The organism is Litchfieldella qijiaojingensis, from assembly GCF_014651875.1.
Lineage (GTDB): Bacteria > Pseudomonadota > Gammaproteobacteria > Pseudomonadales > Halomonadaceae > Litchfieldella > Litchfieldella qijiaojingensis.
In genome coordinates this window covers 14777-32482 of record NZ_BMXS01000010.1, presented here as the reverse complement: position 1 = coordinate 32482, position 17706 = coordinate 14777, and the positions used below count along the sequence as shown (strand labels likewise).

At 62.4% G+C, this 17706-nt stretch carries 18 protein-coding genes; 16 read left to right on the top strand and 2 right to left on the bottom strand.

Annotated elements, in window-relative coordinates; genetic code table 11:
• The first annotated feature begins 77 nt into the window (after positions 1–77).
• The 13 genes from IE093_RS10910 to IE093_RS10850 all read left to right on the top strand — a co-directional run bounded on the left by IE093_RS10910 (position 78) and on the right by IE093_RS10850 (position 12883).
• A complete protein-coding gene (locus IE093_RS10910) occupies positions 78–2363 on the top strand; it encodes a bifunctional salicylyl-CoA 5-hydroxylase/oxidoreductase (RefSeq protein ID WP_189469285.1) in 2286 nt (761 codons plus the stop codon).
• 1 nt (position 2364) lies between these two features.
• Positions 2365–3108 carry an SDR family NAD(P)-dependent oxidoreductase gene (locus tag IE093_RS10905; RefSeq protein ID WP_189469069.1) on the top strand — a complete coding sequence of 248 codons (744 nt, stop codon included), beginning with the start codon at positions 2365–2367 and terminating at the stop codon, positions 3106–3108.
• A gap of 26 nt (positions 3109–3134) precedes the next feature.
• The gene (locus IE093_RS10900) at positions 3135–3587 is read left to right on the top strand and encodes a MarR family winged helix-turn-helix transcriptional regulator (RefSeq protein ID WP_189469067.1); all 453 of its coding nucleotides are present in this window, start codon (positions 3135–3137) and stop codon (positions 3585–3587) included.
• A complete protein-coding gene (locus IE093_RS10895) occupies positions 3584–4393 on the top strand; it encodes an enoyl-CoA hydratase family protein (protein WP_229803489.1) in 810 nt (269 codons plus the stop codon). The genes IE093_RS10900 and IE093_RS10895 overlap by 4 nt, the downstream gene beginning before the upstream one ends.
• Positions 4393–5526: an acyl-CoA dehydrogenase family protein gene (locus tag IE093_RS10890; RefSeq protein ID WP_189469065.1), complete on the top strand. Its 1134-nt coding sequence runs from the start codon at positions 4393–4395 to the stop codon at positions 5524–5526. The genes IE093_RS10895 and IE093_RS10890 overlap by 1 nt, the downstream gene beginning before the upstream one ends.
• 61 nt (positions 5527–5587) lie before the next feature.
• Positions 5588–7234 carry a benzoate-CoA ligase family protein gene (locus IE093_RS10885; protein ID WP_189469063.1) on the top strand — a complete coding sequence of 549 codons (1647 nt, stop codon included), beginning with the start codon at positions 5588–5590 and terminating at the stop codon, positions 7232–7234.
• A gap of 56 nt (positions 7235–7290) precedes the next feature.
• Complete coding sequence (locus tag IE093_RS10880; protein ID WP_189469061.1) at positions 7291–8442, top strand: ABC transporter substrate-binding protein; 1152 nt, start codon at positions 7291–7293, stop codon at positions 8440–8442.
• Between the two features lie 73 nt (positions 8443–8515).
• Positions 8516–9436, top strand: coding sequence for a branched-chain amino acid ABC transporter permease (locus IE093_RS10875; RefSeq protein ID WP_189469059.1), 921 nt, complete (start codon positions 8516–8518; stop codon positions 9434–9436).
• Between the two features lie 49 nt (positions 9437–9485).
• Positions 9486–10475: a branched-chain amino acid ABC transporter permease gene (locus IE093_RS10870; protein WP_189469281.1), complete on the top strand. Its 990-nt coding sequence runs from the start codon at positions 9486–9488 to the stop codon at positions 10473–10475.
• The gene (locus IE093_RS10865) at positions 10468–11211 is read left to right on the top strand and encodes an ABC transporter ATP-binding protein (RefSeq protein WP_189469057.1); all 744 of its coding nucleotides are present in this window, start codon (positions 10468–10470) and stop codon (positions 11209–11211) included. The genes IE093_RS10870 and IE093_RS10865 overlap by 8 nt, the downstream gene beginning before the upstream one ends.
• Before the next feature lies 1 nt (position 11212).
• On the top strand, positions 11213–11893 hold the full coding sequence (locus tag IE093_RS10860) for an ABC transporter ATP-binding protein (protein WP_189469054.1): 681 nt from the start codon (positions 11213–11215) through the stop codon (positions 11891–11893).
• A 157-nt stretch (positions 11894–12050) separates the two neighbouring features.
• A complete protein-coding gene (locus IE093_RS10855) occupies positions 12051–12458 on the top strand; it encodes an acyl-CoA thioesterase (RefSeq protein ID WP_189469052.1) in 408 nt (135 codons plus the stop codon).
• An 11-nt stretch (positions 12459–12469) separates the two neighbouring features.
• A complete protein-coding gene (locus tag IE093_RS10850) occupies positions 12470–12883 on the top strand; it encodes a RidA family protein (protein WP_189469050.1) in 414 nt (137 codons plus the stop codon).
• A gap of 24 nt (positions 12884–12907) precedes the next feature.
• On the opposite strand, the gene IE093_RS10845 is transcribed toward IE093_RS10850, so the two are convergent.
• Entirely contained in the window at positions 12908–13765 is an 858-nt protein-coding gene (locus IE093_RS10845) for an alpha/beta hydrolase (RefSeq protein WP_189469047.1), read from the bottom strand.
• A gap of 218 nt (positions 13766–13983) precedes the next feature.
• Here IE093_RS10845 and IE093_RS10840 point away from each other — a divergent pair, with 218 nt between their 5' ends.
• The 3 genes from IE093_RS10840 to IE093_RS10830 are packed head-to-tail and all read left to right on the top strand — an operon-like array spanning position 13984 to position 15789.
• On the top strand, positions 13984–15330 hold the full coding sequence (locus IE093_RS10840) for a type II toxin-antitoxin system HipA family toxin (protein ID WP_189469045.1): 1347 nt from the start codon (positions 13984–13986) through the stop codon (positions 15328–15330).
• Positions 15327–15632, top strand: coding sequence for a helix-turn-helix transcriptional regulator (locus IE093_RS10835; protein WP_189469043.1), 306 nt, complete (start codon positions 15327–15329; stop codon positions 15630–15632). Before IE093_RS10840 ends, IE093_RS10835 begins: the two co-directional genes overlap by 4 nt.
• Before the next feature lie 7 nt (positions 15633–15639).
• Positions 15640–15789: a hypothetical protein gene (locus IE093_RS10830; RefSeq protein ID WP_189469041.1), complete on the top strand. Its 150-nt coding sequence runs from the start codon at positions 15640–15642 to the stop codon at positions 15787–15789.
• Here IE093_RS10830 and IE093_RS10825 read toward each other — a convergent pair.
• Complete coding sequence (locus tag IE093_RS10825; RefSeq protein ID WP_189469040.1) at positions 15786–17621, bottom strand: SEC-C metal-binding domain-containing protein; 1836 nt, start codon at positions 17619–17621, stop codon at positions 15786–15788. The two genes, IE093_RS10830 and IE093_RS10825, sit on opposite strands and share 4 nt — an antisense overlap.
• Between the last annotated feature and the right edge of the window lie 85 nt (positions 17622–17706).

The following is a 17706-nucleotide window of genomic DNA, read 5'->3' as shown; positions in this document are numbered from 1 at the left end:
GCTTGAAATTTTAAGCTTGAAGTATTTTTGGAGAACGTCTAGCTTGATTCATAATGCAACCCAACGAGTGATTCGTGATGAGGATAGCTTGTCTCGGCGGGGGCCCGGCAGGTCTCTACTTCGCCATCAGCATGAAACGACGTGACCCGTCTCATGAGATCGTGGTGGTCGAGCGTAACCGCCCGGATGACACCTTCGGCTGGGGCGTGGTGCTCTCCGACGAAACGCTCGACAACCTGGCACGCAACGATGCCGCTAGTGCCGAGCGCATTCGTGAGCACTTCGCTTACTGGGACGACATCGTGGTGATCCACCAGGGCGTCAAGACGGTTTCCACCGGCCACGGCTTCTGCGGCATCGGGCGCCGACGGTTGCTGATCCTGCTGCAGCAGCGCGCTCGTGAACTGGGCGTGGAGCTGCGCTTCGAGACACCCATCGAATCCGACGACATCGAAACCTATCGCCGTGAATTCGATCTGGTGATCGCTGCCGATGGGATCAATTCGAAGACTCGTGAACGCTATCGGGAGCACTTCAAGCCTGATATCGACACACGCGCCTGCAAGTTCGTGTGGCTCGGCACCCATCAGACCTTCAATGACGCCTTCACCTTCATCTTCGAGCGCACCGAACACGGCTGGGTATGGGCACATGCTTATCAGTTCGATGCCGATACCGCGACCTTCATCGTCGAGTGCAGCGAGGCAACCTGGTGCAAGTTCGGCTTCGGTGAGATGACCCAGCAGGAATCGATTGCCGTTTGCGAGCGGATCTTCGCCCGCCACCTCGATGGTCACTCACTGATGAGCAATGCCCGGCATATTCGTGGTTCGGCGTGGATCAACTTCCCGCGCGTGCTGTGCGAGCGCTGGAGCTATAAGAATGTGGTGCTGATGGGCGATGCTGCCGCCACTGCGCATTTCTCGATCGGCTCCGGCACCAAGCTGGCACTGGAGAGCGCCATCGCCCTAGCCGATTACCTGCACAGCGAGCCGAGCATGGAGGATGCCTTCGCCCGTTACGAAGAGGAACGGCGCCTGGAGGTATTGCGCCTGCAGTCGGCGGCACGCAACTCCACTGAATGGTTTGAGCAGGTCGAGCGCTACCTGCATCTCGACCCGGTGCAATTCAACTACTCGCTGCTGACGCGTTCGCAGCGCATCAGTCACGAGAACCTGCGCCTGCGCGACCCTGAGTGGCTGGCCAGTGCCGAGTGCTGGTTCCAGGAACAGGCCGGCAATCCCGGAAGCAACCGTGCCCCGATGTTCGCGCCCTTCGAACTGCGTGGCCTAAAGCTGCTCAACCGCGTGGTGGTTTCGCCGATGGCGCAGTACAAGGCCGTCGACGGTTGTCCCACCGACTGGCACTTCGTGCACTACGCCGAACGCGCCAAGGGCGGTGCCGGGCTGGTCTACATCGAGATGACCTGTGTCAGCCCCGAAGGGCGTATCACTCCGGGTTGCACTGGCTTCTACGCTCCCGAACACGAAGCCGCCTGGAAGCGGTTGTGTGACTTCGTGCACGCCGAAACGCCGGCCAAGCTGTGCGCACAGATCGGCCACTCGGGGCCGAAGGGTTCCACTCAGCTCGGCTGGGAGGAGATGGATGCGCCACTGCCGGACGGCAACTGGCCGGTAATGGCCGCCTCCGAGGTGCCCTGGTCACTACGCAACCAGGTACCCAAGGCCATGGACCGCGACGACATGGACCGCGTCCGTGAACAGTTCGTCGCTGCGGCCCGGATGGCGGATCGTGCCGACTTCGACATGCTCGAGATCCACGCCGCCCACGGTTACCTGCTGTCGTCGTTTATCTCGCCGCTGACCAACCGTCGCGACGACGAGTACGGCGGCTCGCTGGACAACCGCATGCGCTATCCGCTGGAGGTGTTCCACGCCGTGCGCGAAGCATGGCCCGACGACAAGCCGATCTCGATGCGTATCTCGGCCAATGACTGGGTCGGCGAGGAAGGCGTGACACCGGCGGAGGCAGTGGAGATCGCCCGGCGTCTCAAGGCGGCTGGCGTCGACATCTGCGATGTTTCGGCGGGGCAGACCTCGACCCGCGCGCAGCCGGTGTACGGACGCATGTTCCAGACGCCGTTCTCCGACCGCATTCGTAACGAGACCGGCATGGCGACCATTGCGGTGGGCAATATCTACGACGTCGACCACGTCAACTCGATCCTGATGGCCGGGCGTGCCGATCTGGTGTGCCTGGCGCGCCCGCACCTGGCCGACCCCTACTGGACCCTGCATGCCGCTGTGCGTCTGGGCGATCGCGAAGTGACCTGGCCGAAACCCTATCTCGCTGGCCGCGACCAGCTCTACCGGCTGGCCGAACGCAACGAAGGATTGATTTGAGATGGCTACCCTGCACGACAAACGCGTCTTGATCACCGGTGGCGGTTCCGGTATCGGCGCCGACATGGCGCTGGGCTTCGCCAAGGCCGGCGCCCGGGTGACCATCGTCGGACGCCGCCGGCAGGCGTTGGAACATGTGGCCGAGCATCACGCCAACATCGATTCTCAGGTGGCCGATGTCACCGACGAGACCGCCATGCTGGCCCTCTTCGAGGCCATGGGCGAACTCGACGTGGTGGTCGCCAACGCTGGCGCTGCCGAGAGCGTGGCCCTGGAGAAGAGCGACCTGGCGCATTGGCAGCGGATGCTCGACGTCAATCTCACCGGGGTCTACCTGACGCTGCGCGAGGGACTGAAGCATTTGCGCCCCGGCGGACGCTTGTTGGCGGTAGCCTCCACCGCCGGGCTCAAGGGCTATGCCTATGTCGGCGCCTACTGCGCCGCCAAGCACGGCGTGGTCGGCCTGGTTCGGGCGCTGGCCCAGGAGACCGCCCAACGCGGCATCACCGTCAATGCGTTGTGTCCTGGCTTCACCGAGACGCCTCTGCTCGAGGCCAGCATCGACAGCATCGTCGACAAGACCGGTCGCACCGCCGAGCAGGCGCGGGCGCACTTCACCCGCGCCAACCCCACCGGGCGATTGGTGCAGCCCGCCGATGTCACCGCCACTGCACTGTGGCTGTGTGGCCCCGGCAGCGATGCCATTACCGGCCAGGCGATTTCGATATCGGGAGGCGAGATTTGATGGGAGTCGAGGAGAAAGCCCAGGCCATGAGCCCGCAAACCACCAGCAAGGAACGCCTGCGCCTGTGGCTGCGTATGTTGCGGGTGACGCGCCAGGTCGAGGCCGAACTGCGCGAGAAGCTGCGCGTGCAGTTCGACTCCACCTTGCCGCGCTTCGACGTGCTGGCTGCGCTGTACCGACATGCCGAGGGCCTGAAGATGAATGAATTGTCGCGCCAGTTGATGGTCTCCAACGGCAATGTCACCGGCATCGTCAACCGGCTGGTGGAGGATGGCTACATTGACCGTATTGCCATCGAGGGCGACCGCCGCGCCACCCGTGTGTGCCTGACCGAGCTTGGCCGCGCCGCCTTCGCCGAGATGGCCGAAGCCCATGAAGCCTGGGTCAGCGAACTGTTCGACGGCGTCACCGAGAAAGACGCCCACCACATGGGCGAGCTGCTGCACCGCCTGCCCGCCGAACCGGGAGCCGAACGATGAACATGGCAAGCCACACTCCCAAGCATTTCCTGTGGCGCATGGAGGGCGAGGTCGCCGTCATTCAACTCGCCCGTCCCGAGCGCAAGAATCCACTGACCTTCGACAGCTACGCCGAACTGCGCGACACCTTCCGCGACTTGGCTTATGCCGACGACGTCAAGGCGGTGGTGTTTGCCGCCAATGGCGGCAACTTCAGTTCCGGCGGCGACGTGCACGACATCATCGGCCCGCTGCTGGAGCGCGACATGAAAGGTCTACTCGCCTTCACGCGCATGACCGGCGACCTGGTCAAGGCAATGCTCAACTGCCAGAAACCGGTGATCGCCGCTGTCGATGGGGTGTGCGTGGGTGCGGGGGCGATCATCGCCATGGCTTCCGACATTCGTTTCGCCACGCCGGAAGCCAAGACCGCTTTCCTGTTCACCCGGGTGGGGCTGGCCGGCTGCGACATGGGCGCCTGTGCGATTCTGCCGCGCATCATCGGCCAGGGGCGCGCCGCCGACCTGCTCTACAGCGGACGCAGCATGAGCGCCGAGGAGGGGCTCGCCTGGGGCTTCTACAACCGCGTGATCGAAGCCGGGAAGCTTGAGCCCGAAGCCATCGCCTATGCCCAGCGGTTGTGCCAGGGGCCGACCTTCGCCCACGGCATCACCAAGACCCAGTTGAACCAGGAGTGGTCGATGAGCCTGGAGCAGGCCCTGGAGGCCGAGGCCCAGGCCCAGGCGATCTGCATGCAGACCAAGGATTTCGAGCGCGCCTACCGGGCGTTCGTGGCCAAGCTAAAACCCGAGTTCGGAGGCGACTGATGAGCGATCGCAGCTTCCTGCAGTGGCCCTTCTTCGAGGCGTCGCATCGCGAGTTGTCCGAACGTGTCGAGGCCTGGTGTGCCGCACACCTGCCAGTGTCCCATGCCGAGGTGGACGACGCCTGCATTGGCCTGGTGCGCGCCCTCGGTCAGGCCGGCTTCCTGCGCTACACCGGCGGCGCGGCCATCGACGTGCGTTCACTGTGCCTGTTGCGCGAGACTCTGGCGCGCCATGACGGCCTGGCCGACTTCGCCTTCGCCATGCAGGGGCTGGGCACCGGAGCCATCAGCCTGTTCGGCAGCGACGAACAAAAACGCTGGCTCGACAGAACACGCAGCGGCCAGGCGTTGGCGGCCTTCGCCTTGACCGAACCGCGTTCCGGTTCGGATGTCGCGCGGATCGAGACCAGCGCCACCAGCGACGGCGATCACTACGTGCTCAACGGCGAGAAGACCTGGATCTCCAACGGCGGTATTGCCGATCTCTACACCGTGTTCGCGCGCACCGGCGAGGCGCCCGGGGCCAAGGGGCTGTCGGCGTTTCTGGTACCGGCTGATACGCCGGGGCTGGAAATTCGCGAACGCCTGGAAACCATCTCGCCCCACCCACTGGCGCGGTTGGGCTTCAACGACCTGCGCTTGCCACGCGAGAACCTGATCGGTGAGGCCGGGCAGGGCTTCAAGATCGCCATGTCGGTGCTCGATGTGTTCCGTTCCACAGTGGGGGCGGCGGCGCTAGGCTTTGCGCGCCGTGCGCTCGACGAGTCGCTGGCCCGCTGTCGCGAGCGCGAACTGTTCGGCGGTCCGCTCGCCGACCTGCAATTGGTGCAGGGGCACCTCGCCGACATGGCGCTGGACGTGGATGCTGCCGCGTTGCTGGTGTATCGCGCCGCCTGGACCAAGGACCAGGGCGCTGCTCGGGTCACTCGCGAAGCCGCCATGGCCAAGCTCTACGCCACCGACCATGCCCAGCAGGTGATCGACAAGGCAGTGCAGTTGCATGGCGGCGATGGAGTCCGCAAGGGGCATATCGTCGAGAGCCTGTATCGCGAGATTCGTGCGCTGCGCATCTACGAGGGCGCCTCCGAGGTACAGAAGGTAATTATCGCGCGCAGCGCCCTGGGAAACACATGAATAAATGTCTGTGCAGCTCAATCGCCGACAACAACAACGTCTCTGACGATGGAGGCCCACGATGTTGGGAAAAACGGCCCACCTCGATACCTTCACCCGGGATCACCTGCCGCCTCGTGACCAATGGCCCGAGTTGAGGCTGGAGGGGTTCGACTACCCGCCGCAACTCAATGCCGCCGTCGAGCTCAGCGACAGGCTGGTCGAGCAAGGCTTCGGCGAGCGCGTCGCGTTGATCGGCAACGACCGGCAACGTACCTACCGTGAACTGACGGAATGGACTAACCAACTGGCCCATGCGCTGGTCGAGGATTACGGCGTGAAGCCGGGGAACCGGGTGCTGATCCGCTCGGCCAACAACCCGGCGATGGTCGCTTGCTGGCTGGCGGCCACCAAGGTTGGTGCGGTTGCGGTCAATACCATGCCGATGCTGCGTGCCGGAGAATTGACCAAGATCGTCGACAAGGCCGAGATCAGCCACGCGCTCTGCGATACCCGGCTGCTCGATGAACTGATGGCCTGCGCCGAGACCAGTAGCTACCTGACTCAGGTGATCGGCTTCGATGGCACCGCCAACCACGACGCCGACCTCGACCGCGCCGCCCTGCACAAGCCGGCGACGTTCACCGCCGTCGATACCGCCCAGGACGACGTTGCACTGCTGGCCTTCACCTCCGGCACCACCGGTCAGCCCAAGGCCACCATGCACTTTCACCGCGACCTCCTGATCATTGCCGATGGCTATGCCCGCGAGATCCTGCAGGTCACGCCGGACGATATCTTCGTCGGCTCGCCGCCACTGGCCTTCACTTTCGGCCTGGGTGGCCTGGCGATTTTCCCGCTGCGTTTCGGTGCCACCGCGACGCTGCTGGAGAAGGCCTCGCCAGCCAACATGATCGACATCATCGAGACCTATCGCGCCACCGTTTCGTTTACGGCGCCCACGGCCTACCGTGGTATGTTGAAGGCGATGGACGAAGGCGCCGATCTGTCGAGCCTGCGTGTCGCGGTCTCCGCCGGCGAAACCTTGCCGGCCCCGGTCTATGAGGAATGGAGGCAGAAAACCGGCAAGCTCATGCTCGACGGCATCGGCTCCACCGAGATGCTGCATATCTTCATTTCCAACAGGCTCGACGATGCCAAACCGGGATGCACCGGCAAGCCGGTGGGGGGCTACGAGGCAAGGGTCGTCGACCTGGAGATGCAGGAAGTGCCGGTGGGTCAAGTCGGCAGGTTGGCAGTGCGGGGGCCTACCGGTTGCCGCTATCTGGCCGACGACCGTCAGCGCCAATACGTGCGCGATGGTTGGAACCTCACCGGAGACAGCTTCGTTCAGGACGCGCAGGGATACTTTCACTTCGCCGCGCGTAGCGACGATATGATTGTCTCCGCGGGTTACAACATCGCCGGCCCGGAGGTGGAAGCGGCGCTGCTGGCGCATGACGAGGTGCTGGAATGCGCAGTGGTCGGCGCGCCCGACGAGGAGCGTGGCCAGATCGTCGAGGCGTTCGTCGTGCTGGCGCCGGGCATCGTGGGCGATGAGGCGTGTGCCCAGCGTCTGCAGGACTTCGTCAAGCAGACCTTGGCACCCTACAAGTATCCGCGCTCGGTGCGTTTCATCGACGAGCTGCCCAAGACGGCAACCGGCAAGATCCAGCGCTTCCGCCTCAAGCAGGCGTACCATCCCGCTGCCACCGGTGGCCAGGCATGATGCCAACCACGACGAGATAACGTGACAACAACACCTGTACTCAAGGGGATCTCACCATGAAGAAACTGACAGCCGTTGGCCTCGGCCTGCTGATGTCGACTGGTCTGGCGTCGTTCCAGGCCCAGGCCGACGAGGTCAAGATCGGCATGATCACCACGCTCTCGGGAGGTGGGTCGCACTTGGGCGTGGATATCCGCGACGGCTTCCAGCTCGCCCTTGAGCAGTCCGGTCGCGACGACATCGAGCTGCTGATCAAGGACGATGCCCGCAAGCCCGATGTGGCCAAGAACCTGGCCGATGAGTTCATCCAGCGCGATAAGGTCGATATCCTCACCGGCATCGTGTGGTCCAACCTGGCCATGGCGGTGGTCCCTTCCGTGGTACGCCAGGGGGTATTCTATCTTTCGCCCAATGCCGGACCATCGGACCTGGCGGGGCGCCTTTGCCATGAGAATTACTTCAACGTCGCCTGGCAGAACAATAACCTGCATGAGGCCATGGGTGCCTACATGCAGCAGCAAGGGCTCAAGAAGCCGTTCATCCTGGCGCCCAATTATCCTGCCGGAACGGACGCACTGGAGGGCTTCAAGAGTCGCTATCATGGTGGCGAGTTGGCCGGCGAGATCTATACCCAGCTCGGACAGACTGACTACGCCGCCGAAATCGCCCAGATTCGTGCCAGCGATGCCGACAGCGTGTTCTTCTTCCTGCCAGGTGGCATGGGTATCGCCTTCACCAAGCAGTTCCACGGCTCAGGTGTCGAGCTGCCGCTGTTCGGGCCGGCCTTCTCCTTCGACGAAATCATCCTCGGCGCGGTGGGCGAGGCGGCGATCGGTGTGGTGAATACCTCCCAGTGGGCCTACGACCTCGACAACCCCACCAACCAAGCTTTCGTCGAGAGCTTCCGTGAAGCCTATGGCCGCACGCCGACGCTGTATGCCTCGCAGGGCTTCGACACCGCCAACCTGATTCTCAGCGCGTTGGAGACGGCGCATCCGGATGATGCGGATGCCTTCCGCGAAGCGTTGCGCGCCGCCGACTTCGAGTCCACACGTGGCGAATTCCGCTTCGGCAAGAACCATCACCCGATTCAGGACATTTATGTCCGTACCGTGGTTGCCGGCGACAACGGCCAGCCGACCAATCGACTGGTGGGCGTGGCCGTCGAGGACATGCAGGATGTCTTCGTCGATGAATGCCGAATGTAAAGCCAACTGACCGTACGGGCCGGCCATGCAGCCCGTACGGTGTTCTCACCTCGTCTGACTCAGGGACGCCATCGTGACCCTATCCCTGCTATTCGAACAACTCCTCAATGGCCTGCAGCTCGGCACCATGCTGTTTCTGATGGCCAGCGGCCTGACCCTGGTGTTCGGCGTGATGGGCCTGATCAATCTCGCCCATGGCTCCTTCTACATGGTCGGGGCTTTCGTGACCGCCTGGACCGCGGGCACCACTGGCTCGTTCTGGGTCGGCCTGGGGGCCGGTATCCTGGCCGCCGCCGCAGTCGGTGCCGTGGTCGAATTGCTGGTGATCCGCCGCCTCTATCATCGCCAACATCTCGATCAGGTGCTGGCGACCTTCGCCTTGATCCTGATCTTCTCCGAAGGCACGCGCTGGCTGTTCGGCTCCTCTCCCTTGTGGCTCAACGTGCCCGAGGCCCTTTCGGGGGCCGTGGCCCTACCTGGCGGTTCGCGCTACCCGGTGTTCCGGTTGGTGATCATCGCTGTGGGCGTGCTGGTGGCGGTGGCGCTGTTCCTGCTGATTTCCCGCACTCGCTTGGGCATGCGCATCCGCGCCGGTGAGAGCGACCGGGAGATGATCGGGGCACTGGGTATCGATATCGCCAAGCTCTATACGCTGGTGTTCGCCCTGGGGGCGGCACTGGCGGGGCTGGCCGGGTCGATGATCGGCGCCTTGCAGTCGGTGCAGGTGGGCATGGGTGAACCGGTGCTGATCCTGGCCTTCGTGGTGATCGTGATCGGTGGCATCGGCTCGATCAAGGGGGCGCTGATCGGCTCGCTGCTGGTCGGCCTCGTCGATACCCTGGGCCGGGTGTTCCTGCCGTCGCTGTTCAAGCTGTTCATGACGCCGGCCGAGGCCTCCGGGGTCGGGGCGGCACTGGCCTCGATGCTGATCTACGTGCTGATGGCCATCATCCTGGCGTTCAAACCGAAAGGGCTGTTTGCTGCCAATGACTAGATTACACAAAGGCGCGCTGGACAAGACGCCGGGCGCGACACCGGTGCCGATGCCGCGCATTCAGCGTGAAACCTGGGTCAACTGGGCGCTGCTCGGCTTGCTGCTGCTGGCACCAATGATCGCCAATGCCCTGGGCGAGGTCTACTACGTCAACCTGGCGACCCGCATTGCCATCGTCACCATGGCCGCGGTGGGGCTCAATCTGGCGATCGGCTATGGTGGCATGATCAGCTTCGGCCACGCCGCCTTCTTCGGGTTGGGTGGCTATGTCGCCGGCATCAGCGCTTTCCACGCCTTCGACATGACACCAGTGCTGAGCTGGCCCATCACCATGCCGGGTACCGACAACCTGCTGGTGATCTGGCTGGTGGCGATGCTGTCATGTGCCGTACTGGCGCTGGTGATCGGGGCGATTTCGCTGCGCACATCCGGGGTGTACTTCATCATGATCACCCTGGCGTTCGCCCAGATGATCTATTACTTCGCCGTCTCCTGGCCGACCTATGGTGGCGAGGACGGGTTGCCGATCTATCTGCGCAACCAGTTTCCCGGGCTCGATACCAACGATCCGCTGACCTTCTTCCTGATCTGCTTCGCGGCGCTGGTGCTGGCACTGGCGATCACCGCGCGCCTGATGCAGTCGCGGTTCGGTGCGGCGCTGACCATGGCACGACTCAACGAGACGCGCCTGGCCACCGCTGGGATAGCGCCTTACCCCATCCGCCTGGTGGCGTTCGTGATCTCGGCGGTGATCACCGGCCTGGCCGGGGCGTTGTTCGCTGACCTCAACGGTTTCGTCGGGGCGAGCATGCTCAGTTGGCATCGCTCCGGCGAGATCATGGTCATCGTCATCCTGGGCGGTGTCGGCCGGCTGTATGGACCGCTCTCCGGGGCCATGCTGTTCGTGCTCATGGAAACCCTGCTCGGTGGGCTGACCGAGTACTGGTTGCTGTTCCTCGGATTGATTCTGCTGTTCGTGGTGCTATTCGCCCGCGGTGGCGTAATGGGGCTGCTGGCGGGGAGGGCGCGTCATGAGTGATGCCGTGCTGACGCTTAGCCACCTGCACAAGAGCTTCGGCGCGCTGCAGGCCACGCATGATGTGTCGCTCGACCTCAAGGCGGGAGAAATCCATGCCCTGATCGGCCCCAACGGCGCTGGCAAGTCGACACTGATCGGTCAGATCACCGGCCATTTGATGCCCGATCGGGGCGAGGTCCGACTGGCCGGTGAGAACATCACCGCGCTAAGCGTGGCGCAGCGGGCACGACGCGGCCTGGGACGCAGCTTCCAAGTCTCCTCTCTGGCCGATTCGTTGTCGGTACTGCGCAATGTGATGATCGCCGTGCAGGGCCTGCAGGGGCATAGTTTCCACTTCTGGAAGCCGGTGCATCGCGACGCCAGCCTGGTCGAGCCAGCTCGCGCCGCCATCGCCCGCATGCAGCTCGAATCGCGTGCCGAGACGCCGGTGTCGGAGCTTTCCCACGGCGAGCGTCGCCAGGTGGAAGTAGCCTGCGCGCTGGCGTTGAAGCCGCGTGCTCTGCTGCTCGACGAACCCATGGCCGGGTTGGGGCCGGAGGGTTCGGCGCGACTCACCGAACTACTCGAGGAGCTCAAGCACGAAGTGCCGATCCTGTTGATCGAGCACGATATGGACGCCGTATTTCGTCTGGCCGATCGCATCTCCGTACTGGTCGCGGGACAGGTGATCGCGCATGGCGTCAGCGACGAGATCCGTGCCAATCCGTTGGTTCGTGAAGCCTACCTGGGGGACTGACATGTTGAACATTGCTGGTATCGAAACCTTCTATGGCCCCTCCCAGGCACTGTTCGGGGTCGACCTGTATGTGGCGGCGGGGGAGATGGTGGCGCTGATGGGTCGCAACGGCATGGGCAAGACCACCACCATCCGCTCGCTGTTCGGCCTGACCCCGGCTGCCAGCGGCACGATCGAGTTCGAGTCTCGCGACTTGCGTAAGCTGCCGTCCTATCGCATCGCGCGTTTGGGGTTAGGGCTGGTGCCGGAGGGACGTCGTTGCTTTCCCAACTTGACGGTGCGCGAGAACCTGATCGCCACCGCACGCCCCGGCCAGTGGGATCTGATGCAGGTCGAACGGCTGTTCCCACGTTTGGCCGAGCGAGCCCAGCAGTCGGCGCAAACCTTATCTGGCGGCGAGCAGCAGATGCTGGCCATCGGCCGAGCGCTGATGACCAATCCGCGCCTGCTGGTGCTCGACGAAGCCACCGAGGGGCTGGCTCCAGTGATTCGCAAGGAGATCTGGGCGGCCATCCATACCCTCAAGCAACAGGGGCAGTCGACACTGATCGTCGACAAGTCGCTCTCCGAGCTGCTGCCGCTGGTCGATCGCTGCACCATCCTGGAAAAGGGGCGCACCGCCTGGAGTGGGTTGCCCGGCGAACTCGACGAGGGTATCCGCGACCGTTATCTAGGCGTCTAGGTGTTGCCCGAAAACTGCCTGCGCTCAGCCATACGGCGTTAAAAATCAGCTCAAAATGCTCATTTACAACCACGTAAACTCCGCTTTCTCGCTGATTTTTGCCTTGTCTGGCTATCGCTCGGCGACTTTTCTGACAAACCTTGGGGAAGGAGATCACATGCCATACATCACGCGGCGCAAGGTACGCTTTCAGCATTGCGATCCGGCGGCCATCGTCTTCTATCCGCGTTACTTCGAGATGATCAATTCGGTGGTCGAGGATTTCTTCGCCGAGGTAGTGGAAGTCGATTTCCGGGCCATGCATGTCGAACGTCACGTGGGGGTACCCACCGTATCGCTCGAGACCCGTTTCCATGCGCCCAGCCGCCTCGGCGACGAGCTGGAATTCAACCTGGTGCCGACGGCGGTGGGTTCGACCAGTCTAACGCTGTCCATCCACGCCCGATGCGAAGATGAAACCCGCCTGAGTTGCCGGTTGACCTTGGTGTTCGTCGACATGGACAGCGGTCGCCCCATTCCCTGGCCTGATGCCATGCGTCAGCGTCTCGTCACCGAGCTTTCATAAGGATCCTTGCCATGCCATCACTCAAGGCCCATGAGTTGCTACACCCCGCCCATTGGAAACCCGCCGTGGGATATGCGAACGGCATGCTGGCGGAAGGTCGCTTGCTGTTCGTGGGCGGGCAGATCGGCTGGAATCAGGACCAGGTCTTCGAGAGCGACGACTTCGTCGCGCAGATCCGTCAGGCATTGGAGAACATCGTCGCCATTCTAGTCGAGGCCGATGCTCGACCGGAGCACATCGTGCGGCTGACCTGGTACATCACTGACAAGCGCGAATACCTGGAGCGGCTCAAGGAGGTGGGCAGTGCCTATCGCGCTGTGCTGGGCAAGCACTTTCCAGCGATGACCATGGTCCAGGTCGCCGACCTGATCGAGGACCGTGCCAAGGTCGAGATCGAAGCCACCGCCGTGGTGCCCCAAGACTGAGCCGCTGCTACTGGTAGTCGCGTTTCAGTCGTTGAAGCGCTCGATGGCGGTAATGAAGTCGCCGTTGGAGCGAACGTAGTGCTCGAGGATCGAGAAGTGGTCGTCGCCTTCCTTGAGCGATGCCTCCACCGCCAGGCCATATGCGCGTACGCGTAGATGCTCGGCATAGGTATTCATCTGGCGCTCGAATTCAGAAGGTTCCTCGCTGCCGGCGGTCAGGATCACTGGTGCTGATACCCGGGGTGGCAGGAACAGTGGGCTATAGTCCGTCACCTCACGCCCCGTGAGCTGCAGACTGGGCTGAAGCCAGGAATACGGAAACGGCCGCAGATCGAATAGCCCGCTGATTGCCAGCGCGCCCTTGATCAGGTCGTTGGGCAAGCCGAATACACCCTCCCAGTCGGTCGCTATCAACATGCCGCACAAATGTCCTCCTGCAGAATGACCGGATACCGTAATACGCCTTGCATCGGCTCCCAACTCGTCGGCATGGCGATACAGCCAGGCCAGCGATGCCTGGCATTGGCGCACCAGTTCGCTGAACGGCACGCTCGGGCATAGCGCGTAATTCACCACCGCCACACTGATCCCTGCCTCTACCAGTCGTTCAGCGACGAACGAGAACTCCTTGTGACTCAACGAACGCCAGTAACCGCCGTGGAAAAACACATGCAGAGGCGCATTGGCCTTCTGCGCCGGGAACAGGTCCAGGCGTTCCGCCAGCGACGGGCCATAGGCCAGATCCTCGCGCACCATCAGGCGCGAGCGCGTCGCCGCACTACGCGTTTGCCAGTCAGCGAGCAGTGCCGCCCTGTCACGACCACGCATCGGGTCGTACTGGGCGTCGATCTGTTCCTGGGTGGCGAAGTCTCGGTAGAGCATGGGAGTTCCTTGTTATTGGCAGGCGAGACTCGGTTCGTGGAGCCGGCTTCTCGAACAAATTAACAGAACTCGGGTCTGGATGCCGTCGTCAATGTACATGAAAAGTGAGCAGTATAATGCTCAAAAAATAAGTACATGAACTTTTTTGAGTGAAATTCTGCGCAATTATCATGGCAACAACTATAATTGAGCAAATTACTGCTCACTGATGTCGCCCAATGTCCCTGACCTTACAGATTCACCACCATGGCCAATGGCACAATGCCGCCACTCTGGAAATTCCCGAACCGGAAAGGGGAGGCAACGGCCCGGTGCAACTGGGCTATTGGCAAGACTATGCGCTGGAGTGGCTGTTTCGTGACGACGAGCATGCGTGCAGCCTGACATTGCCGGTGGAACTCATGGCGAAGCATCATGCTGTTCGATGGTTCGGCTTCCTGGAGGATATCATGCCGTCGGGCGCCAGCCGCCGCTTCTGGGTGCGGCACTTGGGGCTACAGGGACTCTCCGAGGCCCAACAGGATCATGAACTGCTGCGTCATGGCACCATCGCCCCGGTCGGCAACCTGCGCATCAAGGAAGCTGTGCCGGAACGCCCGGTCGGCAGTCGGCTCGACAGCCTAAGGTTTTCCGTTGCCGAGGTGGTGGAGCGGCACAGCGACTTCCTTGAATATGCCCAGCAGATGGGGGCCGCCAGTGGTGGGGCCACCGGCGCCGGAGGAGAAGCACCCAAGCTGCTGCTGCGCCGCTCGTTAGAAAACGAGGTGTGGATCGATACCTGGCAGGACGACCCCAAGAATCTCGATTCCCATTATCTGGTCAAGTTTCCCCGTGCTCGCCGCAGCGACGATGACTGCGACATCCTGCGTGCCGAGTATCACTATTATCAGGAGCTTGTTGCGTTAGGCGTGGATACCATCCATAGCGAAGGCATGCAGTTGATAGAGGGAGAGCGCTACCCCTCGCTATGGTTGCCCCGCTTTGATGTCGCTCCCCGCCATGGACGTCTGGAACGTTACGGGCTCGAGTCCGTCTACGCCCTGCTCGGACAACCACCCGGAGCCTTCCTGAATCATTTCCAAGTCATAAGAGAGATCGCCGACCGGCTCGTCAACCAATACCGGGTGGTGGAACTCGGTGAGACGTTTGATCGCGAAGCTTTCGTTATCGAATGGGTGCGCCGCGACCTATTGAATGTAGCGTTCGGCAATTCCGACAACCATGGCCGCAATACCGCCTTGTTGAAACGACCTGAGGGAATCTGGCTATCGCCGGTCTATGACTTCGCCCCCATGAAGGCCGATCCCGAAGGCGTCACGCGTTCGACCCGCTGGGGCTCACCATTCGAGGAGGGAGGGCACTTCGACTGGCGAGCTATCGCCAAGGAACTGGCGGACCTGGTTCCTCCAGAGCGATTGATGGAGGAGCTCAAGTCTCTGGCCGTTGGGTTGCTGGGGCTTCATGAACGATTGAAGGCGAGAGGGGTACCGGCGCGTATCCTGTCGATGCCCGCGGTCGGTTTGATCTATCTGGATGACAAGCTCAGGCGCTGGGGGTTGGCATGAAACATAAAGCGCTGACCCCTGACGAACGCGAAGCCCGCTTACTGGCACTCACCCGGCAATTGCTGGACGGCCAATTGAGCGAAGGGCAATTGTTACGCACGCTGCGCCGTGAAGTGCTGGGGATGTCGCAGAGCGACTATGCCCGGCTGGTGGGTATCAGTCGCCGCACACTCTCTGATATCGAGCGGGACGTCGGCAACACTACGCTGCCCGTCATGAATCGTGTCTTTCGACCACTGGGACTTAGAGTCGGACTGCTACCACGCCAGCCGGTACTGATCCGCCGTCTGTGGGAGACGTGAAACACCGATGAATCGCGTTACCATGGTCCGACTTGCATGGCTGACCGATAGGAAACTGGTCAACGGCAACCTGCTCAAGCAGACCGCCGAGTTCAAGGAACTGCCCGCCGATCTTCTCGAACGGGCACGGTTGGGGTTGGATGGTGGCCCTGGCTAACGTCCTGCCTTGATGCGCTTTTTCCTGTCCTTCAGCCACTCCAGCATGCCGGCGGTACGCTCATATTCCGGGCGCATCGCCTCTCGGTACCACCAGGCCTGGTCGGGGCCACCTAGCGTCACGTAGTCGAGCTGAAGTTTGGGTGGCTTCTTGCTGGCCGGTACCAGGTAATCGATGACCCTGGGCAGCAGCCGATGGGCGTCACGCAAGGCTTGTTCCGCCTTGACGATACGCCCCAGTCGTACCAGCGCGAGCACCTTGCCGAAGGTGGTCTCAGGGTAAGGATCCTCGGGATAGCGTTCGGCGAGTGCCAGCGCCTCCTGGTTGCGATCCAGTTCGAGCAGCAGATTGATCAGCGGGAAGCGCACGCCCTGGTTGTCGGTGGGGGTCAGCACGAGCAAGCGTTGCATCTTCTCCACGGCCAGGTCTGGATCGTGGTCTTCGCTATCCAGCGCTTGCTCATACAGGGTGCGCAGCAGAGGGCGGTTCTCCAGCCAGCCCCAAGGCAGCACGGCGTTGTCCGATAGGGCGCCGAGGTAATGTGCAGCCAACTTATCGCGACGCTGCTCCAGGCGTTGGAGCAGTGGCCCGACATCGATTTCTTCAAGAGGTATAGGCTCGAGCATCCCAAGCATTTCCTCGAGAATGGCCAGGCTGTCGAGGGCTGCCGGATGGCGCTCGAGCCACTGGGTGTCGGTATCGGCATGAGCGTTGTCATCCAGATGTTGAGCGTACCAGTCGGCTTCGGCTCGGGCGACCGCCTCGGGAAGTTGGAGGGCATGGGGAACCTTGCCTGCTTCACTGGGCCAGGTGTCGAAGCGTGCCTTGGGCAGGGGGCGTGCATTAGCGGCATCCAGGATGGCGACTAACTCATCGGTGGCGACGTTCCCCTCGTTGCCACTTGTTTTATCTTCGGTGATGGCCTCGAACGGTGCTGTTTCCAAGGCTCGGAATAGTTCCGCTTCCTCCCGGCCTTGCGATTCGGCGATTCCCCGCCAGTGGGCCGCGCGCTGTGTTGCTTCGTCGACACGCTCGAGTTCGGTCAGTGCCATGACCTCGAGTACCCCGCCATAGACCTGGTCGGGGGCTTCGCGGTTGGCACGTTCGATCAGGGGCAAGGCCGCCTGCGGTCTGCCGGCTTCGAGTTCCAGGGCCGAAAGGATATGCAGCGCCGCACAGGCCGGTAACCCTCGATTGTCCTTGGCAACTTCATGCAACTTCCTCTGACCTGCCCGATGGTGCCCCAACTCGTGGTAGCTACGGGCCAACAGCTCAATGGCACTTGCGTGCTGGAAATCGTTGCGCGGTGGCGAGGCCAGCATGGCCAGTAGTAGATCGCGGGCACGTCCCGGGTGGTGTTGTTCCAGCTCGTATTCGGCCAGGGCCAGTTGGAAATCGACCGGGGCGTGCAGGGTTGCCTGCTTGCGTTGCGCCGGCGACAGATGGTCCAGCACCATCGACATGATCAAGTCGGGATCGATGTCCTTGTTAATGTCGCCATTGGCACAGCAGCGCTTGAACTTCTTGCCTGATCCGCAGGGGCAGGGATCGTTGCGGCCGGGGTCAGGTAGTGGTCGCGGGCGAAAGTGGTTACCGGGCAGCGGCGTGCTATTCCACAGGCTGCGTGCCAGCCAGTGAAAGGTGGCAATGGTCTCCTGATCCTGCTGCGATGCGGGGCGGGAGAGCAATTGCTCAGTGACCCAGCGGAAATAGGTCTGACTGTCTTCGCTGTCGAGGATGACGCGGATCGAGAGGTCGAGAAATGCCTGCAGGGCGTCGCTCTGTGCTTCGGTTAACGGAGGAGTCTCCATGATGCTGGTCTGCCTAATCATGAACTGTCAGGGAGGGTGCCATAGCCATGGTAATGTTGCCTAGTTGCCATGCGACACACTGATCGAGTTGTCGACCTCCAGAGAT

Excerpts from the sequence above, each read along its gene's own strand:
- IE093_RS10910 (WP_189469285.1), top strand. The coding sequence starts at position 78 with ATGAGGATAGCTTGTCTCGGCGGGGGCCCGGCAGGTCTCTACTTCGCC.
- IE093_RS10900 (WP_189469067.1), top strand. The coding sequence starts at position 3,135 with ATGAGCCCGCAAACCACCAGCAAGGAACGCCTGCGCCTGTGGCTGCGT.
- IE093_RS10825 (WP_189469040.1), bottom strand. The coding sequence starts at position 17,621 with ATGATTAGGCAGACCAGCATCATGGAGACTCCTCCGTTAACCGAAGCA.
- IE093_RS10835 (WP_189469043.1), top strand. The coding sequence starts at position 15,327 with ATGAAACATAAAGCGCTGACCCCTGACGAACGCGAAGCCCGCTTACTG.
- IE093_RS10895 (WP_229803489.1), top strand. The coding sequence starts at position 3,584 with ATGAACATGGCAAGCCACACTCCCAAGCATTTCCTGTGGCGCATGGAG.
- IE093_RS10905 (WP_189469069.1), top strand. The coding sequence starts at position 2,365 with ATGGCTACCCTGCACGACAAACGCGTCTTGATCACCGGTGGCGGTTCC.
- IE093_RS10860 (WP_189469054.1), top strand. The coding sequence starts at position 11,213 with ATGTTGAACATTGCTGGTATCGAAACCTTCTATGGCCCCTCCCAGGCA.
- IE093_RS10830 (WP_189469041.1), top strand. The coding sequence starts at position 15,640 with ATGAATCGCGTTACCATGGTCCGACTTGCATGGCTGACCGATAGGAAA.
- IE093_RS10845 (WP_189469047.1), bottom strand. The coding sequence starts at position 13,765 with ATGCTCTACCGAGACTTCGCCACCCAGGAACAGATCGACGCCCAGTAC.
- IE093_RS10880 (WP_189469061.1), top strand. The coding sequence starts at position 7,291 with ATGAAGAAACTGACAGCCGTTGGCCTCGGCCTGCTGATGTCGACTGGT.
- IE093_RS10885 (WP_189469063.1), top strand. The coding sequence starts at position 5,588 with ATGTTGGGAAAAACGGCCCACCTCGATACCTTCACCCGGGATCACCTG.
- IE093_RS10840 (WP_189469045.1), top strand. The coding sequence starts at position 13,984 with ATGTCCCTGACCTTACAGATTCACCACCATGGCCAATGGCACAATGCC.
- IE093_RS10850 (WP_189469050.1), top strand. The coding sequence starts at position 12,470 with ATGCCATCACTCAAGGCCCATGAGTTGCTACACCCCGCCCATTGGAAA.
- IE093_RS10870 (WP_189469281.1), top strand. The coding sequence starts at position 9,486 with ATGCCGCGCATTCAGCGTGAAACCTGGGTCAACTGGGCGCTGCTCGGC.
- IE093_RS10865 (WP_189469057.1), top strand. The coding sequence starts at position 10,468 with ATGAGTGATGCCGTGCTGACGCTTAGCCACCTGCACAAGAGCTTCGGC.
- IE093_RS10890 (WP_189469065.1), top strand. The coding sequence starts at position 4,393 with ATGAGCGATCGCAGCTTCCTGCAGTGGCCCTTCTTCGAGGCGTCGCAT.
- IE093_RS10855 (WP_189469052.1), top strand. The coding sequence starts at position 12,051 with ATGCCATACATCACGCGGCGCAAGGTACGCTTTCAGCATTGCGATCCG.